The 13,370-nt window shown below is 61.7% G+C and carries 17 protein-coding genes; 10 read left to right on the top strand and 7 right to left on the bottom strand.

The annotated features are described in order from the left end of the window. Positions 1-11: 11 nt before the first annotated feature. Both A7D27_RS01835 and A7D27_RS01830 read right to left on the bottom strand, forming a co-directional pair. Positions 12-977, bottom strand: a complete 966-nt coding sequence (locus A7D27_RS01835; protein ID WP_069563928.1) for a hypothetical protein — start codon at positions 975-977, stop codon at positions 12-14. Between the two features lie 128 nt (positions 978-1,105). Further along, positions 1,106-2,005 carry a GlxA family transcriptional regulator gene (locus A7D27_RS01830; RefSeq protein WP_170832265.1) on the bottom strand — a complete coding sequence of 300 codons (900 nt, stop codon included), beginning with the start codon at positions 2,003-2,005 and terminating at the stop codon, positions 1,106-1,108. A gap of 239 nt (positions 2,006-2,244) precedes the next feature. On the opposite strand from A7D27_RS01830, the gene A7D27_RS01825 reads away from it, so the two are divergent. The 3 genes from A7D27_RS01825 to A7D27_RS29000 all read left to right on the top strand — a co-directional run bounded on the left by A7D27_RS01825 (position 2,245) and on the right by A7D27_RS29000 (position 3,810). Continuing rightward, positions 2,245-3,381, top strand: coding sequence for an acyl-CoA dehydrogenase family protein (locus A7D27_RS01825; RefSeq protein WP_044409625.1), 1,137 nt, complete (start codon positions 2,245-2,247; stop codon positions 3,379-3,381). 85 nt (positions 3,382-3,466) lie between these two features. Continuing rightward, complete coding sequence (locus A7D27_RS01820) at positions 3,467-3,694, top strand: hypothetical protein (RefSeq protein WP_069560104.1); 228 nt, start codon at positions 3,467-3,469, stop codon at positions 3,692-3,694. Beyond that, complete coding sequence (locus A7D27_RS29000; protein ID WP_139134036.1) at positions 3,691-3,810, top strand: hypothetical protein; 120 nt, start codon at positions 3,691-3,693, stop codon at positions 3,808-3,810. The genes A7D27_RS01820 and A7D27_RS29000 overlap by 4 nt, the downstream gene beginning before the upstream one ends. Position 3,811: 1 nt before the next feature. Here A7D27_RS29000 and A7D27_RS01815 read toward each other — a convergent pair whose 3' ends face one another. Further along, positions 3,812-4,849 (bottom strand): NADP(H)-dependent aldo-keto reductase, encoded by a 1,038-nt coding sequence (locus tag A7D27_RS01815; RefSeq protein WP_069563926.1) that lies wholly within the window; start codon positions 4,847-4,849, stop codon positions 3,812-3,814. A 272-nt stretch (positions 4,850-5,121) separates the two neighbouring features. Here A7D27_RS01815 and rplM point away from each other — a divergent pair, with 272 nt between their 5' ends. From rplM to A7D27_RS26950, 7 genes are all read left to right on the top strand, one after another. After that, the gene (gene rplM / locus A7D27_RS01810; protein WP_044409616.1) at positions 5,122-5,550 is read left to right on the top strand and encodes a 50S ribosomal protein L13; all 429 of its coding nucleotides are present in this window, start codon (positions 5,122-5,124) and stop codon (positions 5,548-5,550) included. A gap of 15 nt (positions 5,551-5,565) precedes the next feature. Next, positions 5,566-5,958, top strand: a complete 393-nt coding sequence (gene rpsI, locus A7D27_RS01805; protein ID WP_044409613.1) for a 30S ribosomal protein S9 — start codon at positions 5,566-5,568, stop codon at positions 5,956-5,958. 253 nt (positions 5,959-6,211) lie between these two features. Then, the gene (gene petA, locus A7D27_RS01800; protein WP_069560106.1) at positions 6,212-6,805 is read left to right on the top strand and encodes a ubiquinol-cytochrome c reductase iron-sulfur subunit; all 594 of its coding nucleotides are present in this window, start codon (positions 6,212-6,214) and stop codon (positions 6,803-6,805) included. Beyond that, on the top strand, positions 6,805-8,016 hold the full coding sequence (locus tag A7D27_RS01795) for a cytochrome bc complex cytochrome b subunit (protein ID WP_069560107.1): 1,212 nt from the start codon (positions 6,805-6,807) through the stop codon (positions 8,014-8,016). Before petA ends, A7D27_RS01795 begins: the two co-directional genes overlap by 1 nt. Further along, positions 8,016-8,798, top strand: a complete 783-nt coding sequence (locus tag A7D27_RS01790; protein ID WP_069560108.1) for a cytochrome c1 — start codon at positions 8,016-8,018, stop codon at positions 8,796-8,798. The genes A7D27_RS01795 and A7D27_RS01790 overlap by 1 nt, the downstream gene beginning before the upstream one ends. 85 nt (positions 8,799-8,883) lie before the next feature. After that, entirely contained in the window at positions 8,884-9,501 is a 618-nt protein-coding gene (locus A7D27_RS01785; protein ID WP_069560109.1) for a glutathione S-transferase N-terminal domain-containing protein, read from the top strand. A 9-nt stretch (positions 9,502-9,510) separates the two neighbouring features. Beyond that, positions 9,511-9,936, top strand: coding sequence for a ClpXP protease specificity-enhancing factor (locus tag A7D27_RS26950; RefSeq protein WP_083265501.1), 426 nt, complete (start codon positions 9,511-9,513; stop codon positions 9,934-9,936). Positions 9,937-9,983: 47 nt separating this feature from the next. Here A7D27_RS26950 and A7D27_RS01780 read toward each other — a convergent pair whose 3' ends face one another. Genes A7D27_RS01780 through A7D27_RS01765 form a run of 4 tightly spaced genes read right to left on the bottom strand, consistent with a single transcriptional unit; the run spans position 9,984 to position 13,310 of the window. Next, positions 9,984-10,514: a BON domain-containing protein gene (locus A7D27_RS01780; RefSeq protein ID WP_069560110.1), complete on the bottom strand. Its 531-nt coding sequence runs from the start codon at positions 10,512-10,514 to the stop codon at positions 9,984-9,986. Further along, entirely contained in the window at positions 10,511-11,104 is a 594-nt protein-coding gene (locus A7D27_RS01775; RefSeq protein WP_069560111.1) for a phosphoheptose isomerase, read from the bottom strand. Before A7D27_RS01775 ends, A7D27_RS01780 begins: the two co-directional genes overlap by 4 nt. Before the next feature lie 29 nt (positions 11,105-11,133). Next, the gene (locus A7D27_RS01770; protein WP_069560112.1) at positions 11,134-11,502 is read right to left on the bottom strand and encodes a YraN family protein; all 369 of its coding nucleotides are present in this window, start codon (positions 11,500-11,502) and stop codon (positions 11,134-11,136) included. Further along, the gene (locus A7D27_RS01765) at positions 11,499-13,310 is read right to left on the bottom strand and encodes a penicillin-binding protein activator (protein WP_069560113.1); all 1,812 of its coding nucleotides are present in this window, start codon (positions 13,308-13,310) and stop codon (positions 11,499-11,501) included. The genes A7D27_RS01770 and A7D27_RS01765 overlap by 4 nt, the downstream gene beginning before the upstream one ends. Between the last annotated feature and the right edge of the window lie 60 nt (positions 13,311-13,370).

Raw genomic sequence — 13,370 nt, 5'->3', positions numbered from 1 at the left:
GCCTTTCGCGCTCAGCGTTGGGCCACTTCCTTCTCGTATTGCTTGAGCAGTTGCTGCGCGTGGGCCACTTCGAGCGCCTCCATGGCGTTGATGGGTTTGATGGCCACCGCCTTGCGCAGGTGCTCCAGCACCTTTTCCTGCTCGTCTTCGCCGTACACGTAGACCAGGGCGTTGGCGTATTCGTAGTGGCCGATGGGCAGGTCGTCCTTGGCGGTGAAGGAGCGGGTGAAGTACTGCTCCATCTTGTCCGCGCTGACCCCGTAGGTCATCTTGCCCACCAGCTTGCCGACCTTGCGGATCACCCCGGCTTCGTAGCCGCCATACAGGGCGAGGGCGAAGGGTTGGCGAGGCTGTTTCTTCAGCAGGGCGTCCAGTTCCTCGGGGATCTGGCTGGTGTAGCCGCGCTTGAGCACCACCGGCACCGACAGCTCCTCGCCCAGGCGTGCCTTGGCGTAGACGCGGCCGAACTGGGCCACGGTGTCGGCCTGGACCAGCTCGCCGGCCTCGTCGGTGTACGTGATGACTTCCTCCAGCAGGCGGTGTTTCTCGGCCTGGTCGGGGGCGAGGAACATGGCGTAGATCACCTGGGCGAACATCGCTGGCACCTGGCCGCCCACGCCCAGTTCCAGGCCCTTCTTCTTCGCCTGTTCGAAATCGCCACGGAACATCAGTCGCCAGACGTCCTGCAAGCGCGCGGCGTAGGCCTCTGCTTCCTCGGGCTTGCCGGTGAAGCCGGTGTTGCCGGCTACAGTCATCTCCAGTGCCTTGGGGTTCTGGGTGGCCATGGTTACCACCCAGTCGGCATCGGGGAACGGGTAGTCGGGGCCGAAGCCACGCATCAGCTGGGGCCAGGCCTGGCGCAGCTTGTCGCCGGAATAGTCGTAGGCGGACTGGTCGTAGGGGAAGGGTTTCCAGCTGTCGTCGGCGGTGGCATGAAGGCTGGCGGCAGCCAGCAGGGTGAGCAGGTAGCGGCGCATGGGAGAGTACCTTTCTTGTTGTTCTGCGCATCCGCCCTCGGGCGGCGAAGGGTCGAGAGCCCGCTAGGGCCTGGCGCGGATCATAAGATGCTCACCCTGGGGGCCAACCCATCCTTGGGATGGCCGCGTCAGTCGCCTTTGTGCTGGAACTGCCGGCGGTACTGGTTGGGCGACAGGGTCGTGTGCTGGCGGAACAGTCGGGCGAAGAAGCTGGCGTCGTCGTAGCCCACTTCGTAGCTGATGGTCTTGATGCTCTTGCGGGTGGCGGAGAGCAGGCCCTTGGCTGTTTCGATGCGTAACCGTTGCAGGTAGTGCAGCGGTTTGTCACCGGTGGCGGCCTGGAAGCGCCGCATGAAGTTGCGGATGCTCATGCCGTGATCCCGGGCCACGTCCTCGAAGCGGAACTTGTCGGCGTAGTGCTCCTCGAGCCAATGCTGGATCTGCAGGATGGTGACGTCCTGGTGCAGCTTCTGTCCGCCGAAGCCGATGCGCCCGGGCGAGTAGCTGCGCTGGACCTCGTAGAGGATGTCGCGGGAGACCGCCTGGGCGATGGAGGCGCCGCAGAAGCGCTCGATCATGTAGATGTACAGGTCGCAGGCGGAGGTGACGCCGCCAGCGCAATAGAGGTTGTCGGCGTCGGAGAGGTGCTTGTCCTGGTTGAGCTGGACCTTGGGGAAGCGCTCGGCGAACTCACGGAAGAAGCGCCAGTAGGTGGTCGCCTCCTTGCCGTCCAGCAGCCCGGCCTGGGCCATCCAGAACACGCCGGTCGCTTCGCCGCAGATCATGCTGCCGGCGCCGTGCCGCTCGCGCAGCCAGGGCAGTATCTGGGGGTAGCGCGCGCACTGGGCGTCGAAGTCGTCCCAGAACGCGGGGAGGATGATGACGTCGGCGGCATCCAGGGAGCCGTCCACCGGCATGGTCACTTCGCTGAAACTGCGTATCGGCTGCCCATCCGGGCTGACCAGGTTGATCTGGAACGCGGGCCTCAGCCCCAGGCCCTGCAGCTTGCTGTAGCGCAGGCTGGCCATGTGGAAGAAGTCCTTGGCCTGCATGAGGGTGGAGGCGAAGACGCCGTCGGTGGCGAGGATGCTCACCCGCCTTAGGGTGGGGGACTGCTGAATGGTCATGGTCTTGTTCTTATTAGGGGAAAGCGGTCATTAGGCGGCTGGATCGTCTTATTTTTTGTCGCAAGTGTCCAGTGTGTGCCGGCGCAGGCCTGTCCTACAGTCGGGGCCTTCTTCGACCGACTGCCCGTGAAGGTGACGCGATGATCCCCAGAACGCTCTTCAGCCCCGAACATGAACTCTTCCGTGATAGCGTGCGCCGCTTCCTCGAAGAGGAGGCGGTGCCCTTCCATCACCAGTGGGAGAAGGATGGCCACGTGGACCGGGCCTTGTGGAACAAGGCGGGGGAGGCGGGGCTGCTCTGCTCCCACATTCCCGAGGCTTATGGCGGTGTCGGGGCCGACTTCCTCTACAGCACGGTGGTGATCGAGGAGATCGGTCGCCTGGGCCTCACCGGCATCGGCTTCTCGTTGCATTCGGACATCGTGGCGCCCTACATCCTTCACTACGGCAGCGAGGCGCAGAAGGAGAAGTACCTGCCGCGCCTGGTCAGCGGCGAGCTGGTGACGGCCATCGCCATGACCGAGCCCGGGGCGGGGTCCGACCTGCAGGGCGTGAAGACCACGGCGGTGCTGGATGGCGACCACTACGTGATCAACGGCTCCAAGACCTTCATCACCAACGGGTTCCTGGCCGATCTGGTCATCGTGGTTGCCAAGACCGATCCCAAGGCGGGGGCCAAGGGTACCAGCCTGTTCCTGGTGGAGGCGGATACGCCCGGCTTTTCCAAGGGCAAGCGCCTGGAGAAGGTGGGGATGAAGGCCCAGGACACTTCCGAGCTGTTCTTCCAGGACGTCCGGGTACCCAAGGAGAACCTGCTGGGCCAGGCGGGCATGGGCTTCGCCTACCTGATGCAGGAGCTGCCTCAGGAACGCCTGACGGTGGGCATCGGGGCACTGGCTTCGGCGGAGGCGGCGCTGAAGTGGACCCTCGACTACACCCGCGACCGCAAGGCGTTCGGCAAGGCCATCGCGGAGTTCCAGAACACGCGCTTCAAGCTGGCGGAAATGGCCACCGAGATCCAGATCGGCCGGGTCTTCGTCGACCGCTGCCTGGAGCTGCACCTGCAGCGCAAGCTCGACGTTCCGACAGCCGCAATGCTCAAGTACTGGGGCACGGACCTGCAGTGCAAGGTGCTGGATGAGTGCGTGCAGCTGCACGGTGGCTATGGGTTCATGTGGGAGTACCCGGTAGCACGCGCCTGGGCGGATGCTCGCGTGCAGCGCATCTATGCGGGCACCAACGAGATCATGAAGGAGATCATTGCCCGTTCGCTGTAAGGCCCCGGTTCCGCCGCCGGGCAGTGCGGCGGACCCTTTCCGCTGGCTCCGGGTCTACCCTGTGTCGATTTTCCGGAGCCCGTTCATGAGTACTTCCCCCTTCGATGACTGGGACGGCAGCGTCCGCCACGCCAAGCGCCTGCAGGGTGAACTGGCCGCGCGGGTGGTGCTTGTGGGGCATCACGCTGAGTCAGGCATTGCGCGGGGCAAGCATGTGCCACTGGAGCATGAGGGCGAGCAGATCGGCTGGATGCTGCGCAGCCGGGATGGCGTGCGCCGCCGGTGGTGTCGCCCGGGCAACGGTTGTCGATGAGCTGCGCGCTGGAGTTGGTCTTGCGTGGTTGTCGAGGTTATCGGCTGCCAGAACTGACCCGGCGAGGCGACATGTCCGCTGCTGGAGCGGACACGCTGCCGGGGTTGTTCGATTAGGTCAGGGGGCGGGGTTCGGCTGGTCGCGGTGAATCTCGGCAATCCCCTCCAGCACGGCATCGGGCAGCTTCAGTTCGCTGCTGGCGAGGTTGCTCTCCAACTGATCGAGGTCAGTCGCGCCGATGATGTTGCTCGTGACGAACGGCTGTGCGGTGACGAAGGCGAGGGCCATCTGCGCCGGGTCCAGCCCGTGCTCACGGGCCAGGGCGACATAGCGCGAGCAGGCCGCCTTCGCGTGCGGGTTGGTGTAGCGGGTGAAACGGCTGAACCGGGTGATGCGTGCCTGGGGCGGTTGTGCGCCGTTCTCGTACTTGCCGGAGAGCATGCCGAAGGCCAGGGGTGAATACGCCAGCAGGCCGCACTGCTCGCGAATGGCAACTTCCGCCAGGCCCACCTCGAAGGTGCGATTCAGCAGGTTGTAGGGGTTCTGGATGGATATGGCACGGGGTAGCCCGAGACGGTCGGCCAGGTGCAGGAAGGTCATGGTTCCCCAGGGTGTCTCGTTGGACAGGCCGACGTAACGGATCTTGCCGGCCTTGACCTGCTCGGCGAGCGCTTCGAGGGTTTCCTGCAGGGGCGTGAAGTCTTCGTCCCGGTGGCGATAGCCCAGTTGGCCGAAGTAGTTGGTGCTGCGTTCGGGCCAGTGCAACTGGTAGATGTCGATCCAGTCGGTCTGCAGACGCTTGAGGCTGGCGTCGAGCGCGGCGGCGATGTGGTGCCGGTTGTGCTTTAGATAGCCGTCGCGGATGTGGGTGATGCCGTTGCCCGGCCCTGCGACCTTGCTCGCCAGGACCCAGTCCGCCCGGTCCCGTCTGGCGGCGAACCAGTTGCCGATGATGGTTTCGGTGGCACCGTAGGTCTCGGGGCGAGGAGGGACCGGGTACATCTCCGCCACGTCCATGAAGTTGACGCCGTAGGCTTTGGCACGTTCGATCTGCGCAAACGCCTGGGCCTGAGTGTTCTGTTCGCCCCAGGTCATGGTGCCAAGGCAGAGGCTGCTGACCTTCACATCCGTGCGGCCGAGTTGACGGTATTGCATGGTGGCTCCTCGTCGGGCGAAAGATCGTTATCAAATCAGGTTGAAATTTTTCCTGCAATCGGCATAATTTCGCGGCTTTCTTTGCGGGGATGCCTAGCCTGCCGAGAAGGAAGGCGGGGATGCCTAGCCTGCCGAAAACCTTTTGCCGTAGCGGACGCGCTGACCCGAGCCCCCGATAGCGTCTGTTTCCGGCTGCCCTGTGTTGCCAGGGCGAGCACTATTCAGTAAGATCCGCCGTCTTATTTTCAGGGCGGCCCCTGAGGCTATAGCGAATGAAGACTTTTACTGCAAAACCGGAAACTGTTAAGCGCGACTGGTATGTCGTCGACGCTGCCGGTCAGACCCTGGGTCGTCTGGCCACCGAAATTGCAAGCCGTCTGCGCGGCAAGCACAAGCCGGAATACACTCCGCACGTTGATACCGGCGACTACATCGTCGTCATCAATGCCGAGCAGGTTCGTGTCACTGGTTCCAAAACCACCGACAAGAAGTACTACTCGCACTCCGGTTTCCCGGGTGGCATCAAGGAGATCAACTTCGAGAAGCTGATCGCCAAGGCGCCTGAGCGCGTGATCGAGACCGCGGTCAAAGGCATGCTGCCGAAGAACCCGCTGGGTCGCGACATGTATCGCAAGCTGAAGGTGTACAAGGGTGCCGTCCACCCGCACACCGCTCAGCAGCCCCAAGAACTGAAGATTTAACGGGATAGATTCATTATGTCGGCGACTCAAAATTACGGCACTGGCCGTCGCAAGACTGCAACCGCGCGCGTATTCCTGCGCCCGGGTACTGGCAAGATTTCCATCAACAATCGCAGCCTGGAGCAGTTCTTCGGCCGCGAAACTGCTCGCATGGTCGTGCGTCAGCCTCTGGAGCTGACCGAGACCGTCGAGAAGTTCGACATCTACGTCACCGTTCTCGGTGGTGGTGTCAGTGGTCAGGCCGGTGCCATCCGTCATGGCATCACTCGCGCCCTGATCAGCTACGACGAGTCCCTGCGCAGCCCGCTGCGCAAGGCCGGCTACGTGACTCGCGACGCTCGCGAAGTCGAACGTAAGAAAGTCGGTCTGCGTAAAGCGCGTAAGCGTCCGCAGTACTCCAAGCGCTAATACGGCGCTGCAAGAAACGCCCAGGTTCCTTTTCGGCCTGGGCGTTTTTTTATGCCTGTGGAAAAGTTGGCTGCGACAGCTTGTCGCACTCGCGAATCCCTAGTGGTTCAAGGCTTTCAGCTGTTTTGTATCCGGCTATTACCTTGTCATCAGAGGGGGTTTTCTTTACCATTTGGCGAATTTTTTGCGCGGCTCGATTTTTACTTAGTAGAGGCCTGAACAACAGGCCGCAAAGCTGATGGGAGACGACTGAATGAGCAATGACGGCGTGAATGCAGGCCGGCGTCGCTTCCTTGTGGCAGCCACATCCGTGGTGGGTGCTGCAGGAGCGGTGGGTGCTGCGATCCCGTTTGTGGGGTCATGGCAACCCAGTGCCAAGGCCAAGGCCGCAGGTGCACCTGTGAAGGTGAACATCGCCAAGATCGACGCAGGCCAGCAGATTGTCGCCGAATGGCGCGGTCAGCCCGTGTTCATCTTGCGCCGCACGGAGGAAATCCTCGGTAACCTGGCCAAGATTGACGGCAGCATGGCCGACCCGGAGTCCAAAGCCTCCGTGCAACCGACCTACGTCGATCCGCAGAAGCGTTCGATCAAGCCGGAGATCCTGGTGCTGGTCGGCCTGTGCACCCACCTGGGCTGCTCGCCTTCCTTCCGTCCCGAGGTCGCCCCGGCTGACCTGGGTGCCGAGTGGGTTGGTGGTTACTTCTGCCCGTGCCACGGTTCCCGCTACGACCTCGCTGGCCGCGTCTACAAAGCGCAGCCTGCCCCCTTGAACCTGCCGGTGCCACCCCACTCCTACGAGTCGGATGATGTCATCATCATCGGCGTGGACCAGGAGAAGGCATGATGAGCAAATTCATGGAATGGATCGATGCGCGCTTCCCCGCCACCAAGATGTGGGAAGACCATCTGAGCAAGTACTACGCTCCCAAGAACTTCAACTTCTTCTACTTTTTCGGCTCGCTGGCTCTGCTGGTTCTGGTCAACCAGATCCTGACCGGTGTCTGGCTGACCATGAGCTTCACTCCGTCCGCGGAAGAAGCCTTCGCTTCCGTCGAATACATCATGCGCGACGTGGAATACGGGGTGATCATCCGTTACCTCCACTCCACGGGTGCGTCCGCGTTCTTCATCGTGGTCTACCTGCACATGTTCCGCGGCCTGCTCTACGGCTCCTACCAGAAGCCCCGTGAGCTGGTGTGGATCTTCGGCATGCTGATCTACCTCGCTCTGATGGCCGAGGCCTTCATGGGCTACCTGCTGCCCTGGGGCCAGATGTCCTACTGGGGTGCACAGGTGATCATCTCGCTGTTCGGCGCGATCCCGGTCATCGGTGACGACCTCACCCAGTGGATCCGTGGTGACTACCTGATCTCCGGTATCACCCTGAACCGCTTCTTCGCCCTGCACGTGATCGCTCTGCCGATCGTGATCCTGGGTCTGGTGGTCCTGCATATCCTGGCGCTCCACGAAGTGGGCTCCAACAACCCGGATGGTGTGGACATCAAGAAGAAGAAGGACGAGAACGGCATTCCGCTGGACGGCATCGCCTTCCACCCGTACTACACCGTGAAGGACATTGTCGGTGTTGTGGTGTTCCTCTTCGTGTTCTGCTTCGTGGTGTTCTTCTTCCCGGAAATGGGTGGGTATTTCCTCGAGAAGCCGAACTTCGAGCAGGCCAACCCGTTCAAGACGCCTGAGCACATTGCGCCTGTCTGGTATTTCACCCCGTTCTACGCAATTCTCCGCGCGGTTCCGGATAAGCTGATGGGCGTGATTGCGATGGGAGCTGCAATCGCTGTGCTGTTCGTCCTGCCTTGGCTGGATCGCAGCCCTGTGCGCTCCATGCGCTACAAGGGCTGGCTGAGCAAGATCTGGCTGCTGGTGTTCTGCGTTTCCTTCATCATTCTCGGCGTGCTGGGTGTTCTGGCGCCGACCCCTGGCCGTACGCTGCTTTCGCAGGTGTGCACCATCCTGTACTTCGCGTACTTCATCCTGATGCCGTTCTACACCAGGATGGAAACAACCAAACCGGTTCCGGAAAGGGTGACAGGCTGATGAAGAAGCTATTTGCTGCATTTGTTATCGCTCTCCTGCCGGTTGCCGCATTCGCTTCCGGTGGTGAAAAGGTCGAGTTGGATCATGTCGAAATCGACCTGACCGACAAGGCTGCCATGCAGGATGGTGCGCGCACCTTCGCCAACTACTGCATGGGCTGTCACGGTGCCAAGTTCCAGCGCTATGAACGTGTAGCCAAGGATCTGGGCATCCCCGAAGAGCTGATGCTGGAAAATCTGGTGTTCACCGGTGCAAAGATCGGTGACCACATGCAGAGCGCCATGAAGCCGAACGACGCCAAGGTGTGGTTCGGTGCAGCTCCGCCGGACCTGACCCTTGTGGCTCGCGTTCGTGGTACCGACTGGCTGTACAGTTACCTGCGTGCTTTCTACGAAGACCCGGCACGTCCGTGGGGCGTCAACAACAAGGTTTTCCCGAACGTGGGTATGCCTAACGTACTGGTGGGTCTGCAAGGTCGCCAGGTTGTCGGTTGCAAGCAGGTTCAGGTTGTCGAAGATGGCAAGAAGCAGTTCGATCCGCTGACCGGTGCGCCGATTACCCATGAGGCGTGCGACCAGCTGACTATCGTTCCGAAGACCGGCAAGCTGACCGAGGCCGAGTTCGATCAGAAGATCCAGAATCTGGTGACCTTCCTGGCTTACTCCGCTGACCCGAACAAGCTGCATATGCAGCGCATCGGGACCTACGTCCTGCTGTATCTGGCCTTCTTTTTCGTGTTCGCCTACCTGCTCAAGCGTGAGTACTGGAAAGACGTTCACTGATCGAAAGCTGATGCTGTAACGCGCGCGCCCTGATGGGCGCGCGCTTTTTTTGACTCCGCATAAAACTTCAAGCGAGGAGGGCGCGATGGCGGCTATTACCAAGCTGACCTGTTACTCCGACCCCGCGGATCACTATTCCCATCGTGTGCGTATCGTCCTTGCAGAGAAGGGCGTTGCTGTAGATATCATCGATGTCGCCAATGGCCAGTGCCCGCCAAAGCTGATCGAGTCGAACCCTTATGGCACTGTGCCCACGTTGTTGGACAGGGATCTTGCACTGTATGAGCCGACGGTGGTGATGGAGTACCTGGAAGAGCGCTATCCTCACCCGCCGCTGATGCCGGTCTATCCCGTTGCACGGGGCAATACCCGGTTACTCATGCATCGGGTTCAGCGCGATTGGTGTTCCCTGGTCGATCTGGTGCTGGACCCAAAGATCAAGGATGCAGCGAAGGCCCAGGCTCGCAAGGAGCTTCGGGAAAGCCTCACCGGCGTGTCTCCGTTGTTTGCTGACAAGCCTTTCTTTCTCAGTGAAGAGATGAGTCTTGTAGACTGCTGCCTGTTGCCCATCCTCTGGCGTCTGCCGAAGCTGGGTATCGAATTGCCTCGTCCGGCCAAGCCGCTTCTCGAGTATATGGATCGCCATTTCTCGCGGCCGGCTTTCCAGGCGAGTCTGTCGGACGTTGAGCGTGATATGCGTTGAGGTGAATCGATGAAATCCAGTCGTCCCTATCTGGTTCGGGCCCTGTATGAGTGGATCGTCGACAACGATTGCACACCCCATTTGCTCGTCAATGCGGAGCATGCGGGTGTTCGGGTGCCTCCGGGGTATGCGAGTGACGGCCAGATTGTGCTGAACGTGTCGCCGAGTGCTGTCCGTCATCTGCACATGGATAACGAAGCGGTGAGCTTTGAGGGGCGTTTCGGTGGCGTCGCCCATAGCCTCTACATCCCTGGCGCGGCGGTCATGGCCATCTACGCACGTGAGAACGGGCAAGGCATGGTCTTCGACCTGGAGTCGTCTGCAATGGATGAAGGGGACGGCCCTGAGGATGATGGGCCATCTGGTGATGGCGCCTCTCCTTCTTCGGGAGGAGGTCGTCCGGCCGGTCGGCCCAGCCTGAAAGTGGTGAAATAAAAAAAGGCGATCCAACTGGATCGCCTTTTTATTTATGGCTGTTGTATTCAGTTGGTGTATTCGAAGAGCTTGATGATCTTCTGTACGCCGGAAACCCCTTGCACCACGCTGGTGGCCAGCCCTGCTTCCTGGCGGCTCACCAGGCCCAGCAGGTAGACGATTCCGTTCTCGGTCACCACCTTGATGTTGGAGCTGGGGATTTGGCTGTTGGCGAGCAGTTGGGTGGTGATCTTGGTGGTGATGGCGCTGTCATTCATGCGTGCCAGGGTCGATGAGTTCGCTCCGACCTGCAGTTCGTTGTGAACCTTCTTGACGCCCTGAGCAGTACGAGCCGCCTGCTCTGCCAGCGTCTTCAGGTTCTGCTTGGGAGTTTGTCCAGCCAGCAGCACCACGCCGTTGAAGCTGGTTACCACGATGTGCGAGTTGGTCTTGAGCTCGGGGCTTGCGGCGTCGATCTTGGCGCGCACCTTCGAGGGGGTGGACTGGTCATCAATGGTCTTGCCAATGGTTCGGCCACCGCAGCCGCCCAACACAAGGGTGAATGCCAGTAGGGTCAGGATCAGGGGGGAACGGGTCATTCTTCACTCCCAAACAATTGACGGTCGATCAGGTCGCAGAGGCAGTGGATGGCCAGGAGGTGGACCTCCTGGATACGCGCGGTGACTTTGGAGGGCACGCGAATCTCGACATCCTCGGGCAGTAGCAGGGATGCCATGCCACCACCATCGCGACCTGTCAGGGCGACGATGATCATTTCGCGATCGTGTGCGGCCTGGATGGCCTGGATCACGTTGGCCGAGTTGCCGCTGGTGGAGATGGCGAGCAGCACGTCGCCCGGTTGGCCAAGTGCGCGGATCTGTTTCGAGAAGACTTCGTTGTAGCTGTAGTCATTGGCGATCGAGGTGATCGTGGAGCTGTCGGTGGTCAGCGCCAGGGCTGGCAGGCTGGGGCGCTCGCGCTCGAAGCGGTTTAGCAGTTCGGAGGAAAAATGCTGGGCATCGCCAGCGGAGCCACCGTTGCCGCACGCGAGGATCTTGCCCTCGTTCAGCAGCGCATTGACCATCACCATGCTGGCATGCTCGATGTGGGGGGCCACGACTTCCATGGCGAGCAGCTTGGTGTCGATGCTGGCCTGGAACAACTGGCGGATTCGGGGTTGCATGTCCATCGGTATGACCTTCAGTGGAAGGCGACTGTTCAAGTGTCGAAGGCGTTCTTAAGCCAGGTCAGTCGCACGGGTGAGTCGCCATCCATCGAGTCGATGGCGATCACGTCAAATCGGCAAGGGTGATTGGCCCAGCGGGATTCCTTCTGCAGGAAGTACTGTGCCGCACTGATGAGTTTTGCGCGCTTGCGCGCATCTACGCTTTCCAGTGCTCCGCCCCAGGCTCTATGCCGCCTGTAGCGGACTTCGGCGAATACTACTGTATCGCCGTCCAGCATGACCAGATCGAGCTCGCCCCGGGGGCATCGCCAGTTGCTGGCAAGCAATCGCAAGCCGTGCTTTTGAAGGTGTTGGCGGGCGACTTCTTCCGCGTTTCGCCCGCTGTCTCCGCTCGTGGTCAAGAGTCGCTATCGGGCAGGCGTTGGACTTGGCCGTCGCGGAACTCCGCCCACGGCAGTTGGCGCTCAACGCGCTGAGACGGAGTGAGACTGAGTCGGCCTGAGAGGCCGTCCACGCGGCTTTCCGGCAGGGCCTTCAACTCGGCGAGGCGTGGGGCTAGGCGGTACGCGTCTACGCCCATGGCATAGAGTCGGCCGAGGCTGCCGCCAGCTTGGGGCCACTGGCGGTCGACCTGTTGGCGAAGTGGGTCGTCGCGGTTCAGCAGCCAGGGGGTCTCGCAGAAGCGGATACCGCTCAGGTCCTGGTACTGGGCCACATCGTTACCACCGGAGTAGAGGTGTGACGTGGCGTAAACGGGGACGTCGCCAGCGTACTGAAAGGCCAGCGTGGGCTTGATCTGTTGGGCTTGCTGCGGTGTGGCGGCGAGGAAGATGAAGTCGACGTCCTGGCGGCGAGTCGGCTGGGTGGCAACGGAGGTGCCGAGTGTGCTTCGCAGGCGTTTGGCGCGCACTTCACTTTGGCGAAGCTGGAACAGGTCTGCGATTTGCTGGGCCAGTTGCACCGGTTGGTCCACGTGTTCTGCGGCGATCAGGCTGCCGCCGGCTTGCTGCCAGCTCTGGCGGAAGGCGGCGAGCACTCGGTCCCCCCACTCGCCGCGTGGCACCATGGCGACAGCGCGGCGCATGCCGTCGGACCAGGCGCGGCGCGCTACTTCGCGTGCTTCGTCTTCGGCCGCTAGGCCAAACTGGAAGAGCTGTGCCGGCCCTTCTTGTCCAGCATCGCTGTAGTTCAGGGCCAGTGTGGTGATGGGCAACTGCTGGCGTTCGTTCATCTGCTTGACCAGCGGCTTCTCCAGCGGACCGACCACGAGTTGTACGCCGTCCATCTGGGCCTGGCGATAGAAGTCATCGAGCGAGGTCAGGTGGGCGCTGTCGTAAATCTGAATGGAGGGCGGGTTCTGGCCGGCTTGCTGCGCCTGGTAGTGGGCGGCGAGGAAGCCATCGCGTAGTGCGCGGGCTACCGAGGCCAGTGGCCCTTCCTGCGGTAGGAGCAAGGCAATCTTGGTCAGGGGTTGGTTGGCGAGCTCTTTCAATTTGGCCAGCGGTGCAGGCAGTTGCTCGGCTGCCGGGTGTTGCGGATGCTGGCTGCGCCAGGCTTCGATGGCGGCTTGCTGCTGGGGCAGGGTGGCGGCGCTGCGTGTTGAGCGGGCGAGTTCCATCCATCCTGCCAGGTCGGCATCGCCGGTCGGCTGCAACTGATCCACGGGCAAGCCGGAAATCAGCACCCAGATGGCTTCATGGTTCTGCTTTTCAGCTTCGCCATTGAGCAGTGGGGCAATGAAGACGCGCTCGCGTGCGGCGGCCAGGCTCTGTCCATCTGCCTCCAGGGCACGTGCGCGTACGAGCTGGGAGCGTACTTGCTGGTCGACCGGGAGTTCAGCCAATCGGTCGAGGCTGGGGTGGCCAAGTGCTTTCAGGGCGCTCTTGGGTTGATTGCGCGCCATGGCCAGTTCGGCTGAAAGGGTGCTGGCAAATACCTGTTGCGCAGGTTTCAGGCCGTCCAGTTGGACTTGCTCCAGGATGCGGGCTGCGCGGCCGACGTCCTGCTGGCGATAGGCCAGATCTGCAGCTGACAGGCGCAGTATGGCGGCTTGCTCGGGTTTGCTCTCTCCGGCCTTTTGCAGGAGCTGTTCGATGCTGGCCTGGGGTGTGCGGGGCAGTTCGCCGAGGCTGGATGTAGGCGAGCTGCCGCAGGCGACCAGGAGGCCGGCGAGGCAGAGGGCAGAGAGCGGGCGCAGTCGAGCGATCATTTAACGATCCCGGTACTTGATCAACGAAGCCCGCGATTGTACCGGAGGGGCGGGCGGGGT

Origin of the sequence: Pseudomonas sp. 1D4 (assembly GCF_001728925.1) — a bacterium.
Taxonomy (GTDB): Bacteria; Pseudomonadota; Gammaproteobacteria; order Pseudomonadales; family Pseudomonadaceae; genus Metapseudomonas; species Metapseudomonas otitidis.
This window is presented reverse-complemented; position numbering and strand designations above follow the sequence as displayed.

Bases quoted from the DNA above. Each gene is read 5' to 3' on its own strand.
- A7D27_RS29000 (WP_139134036.1), top strand. From the start codon at position 3,691: ATGAGCTGCGCGCTGGAGTTGGTCTTGCGTGGTTGTCGAGGTTATCGG.
- A7D27_RS01830 (WP_170832265.1), bottom strand. From the start codon at position 2,005: ATGGCCAGCCTGCGCTACAGCAAGCTGCAGGGCCTGGGGCTGAGGCCC.
- A7D27_RS01775 (WP_069560111.1), bottom strand. From the start codon at position 11,104: ATGGACATGCAACCCCGAATCCGCCAGTTGTTCCAGGCCAGCATCGAC.
- A7D27_RS01820 (WP_069560104.1), top strand. From the start codon at position 3,467: ATGAGTACTTCCCCCTTCGATGACTGGGACGGCAGCGTCCGCCACGCC.
- A7D27_RS01835 (WP_069563928.1), bottom strand. From the start codon at position 977: ATGCGCCGCTACCTGCTCACCCTGCTGGCTGCCGCCAGCCTTCATGCC.
- A7D27_RS01790 (WP_069560108.1), top strand. From the start codon at position 8,016: ATGAAGAAGCTATTTGCTGCATTTGTTATCGCTCTCCTGCCGGTTGCC.
- A7D27_RS01825 (WP_044409625.1), top strand. From the start codon at position 2,245: ATGATCCCCAGAACGCTCTTCAGCCCCGAACATGAACTCTTCCGTGAT.
- A7D27_RS01780 (WP_069560110.1), bottom strand. From the start codon at position 10,514: ATGACCCGTTCCCCCCTGATCCTGACCCTACTGGCATTCACCCTTGTG.
- A7D27_RS01785 (WP_069560109.1), top strand. From the start codon at position 8,884: ATGGCGGCTATTACCAAGCTGACCTGTTACTCCGACCCCGCGGATCAC.
- petA (WP_069560106.1), top strand. From the start codon at position 6,212: ATGAGCAATGACGGCGTGAATGCAGGCCGGCGTCGCTTCCTTGTGGCA.
- A7D27_RS26950 (WP_083265501.1), top strand. From the start codon at position 9,511: ATGAAATCCAGTCGTCCCTATCTGGTTCGGGCCCTGTATGAGTGGATC.
- A7D27_RS01815 (WP_069563926.1), bottom strand. From the start codon at position 4,849: ATGCAATACCGTCAACTCGGCCGCACGGATGTGAAGGTCAGCAGCCTC.
- rplM (WP_044409616.1), top strand. From the start codon at position 5,122: ATGAAGACTTTTACTGCAAAACCGGAAACTGTTAAGCGCGACTGGTAT.
- A7D27_RS01765 (WP_069560113.1), bottom strand. From the start codon at position 13,310: ATGATCGCTCGACTGCGCCCGCTCTCTGCCCTCTGCCTCGCCGGCCTC.
- rpsI (WP_044409613.1), top strand. From the start codon at position 5,566: ATGTCGGCGACTCAAAATTACGGCACTGGCCGTCGCAAGACTGCAACC.
- A7D27_RS01795 (WP_069560107.1), top strand. From the start codon at position 6,805: ATGAGCAAATTCATGGAATGGATCGATGCGCGCTTCCCCGCCACCAAG.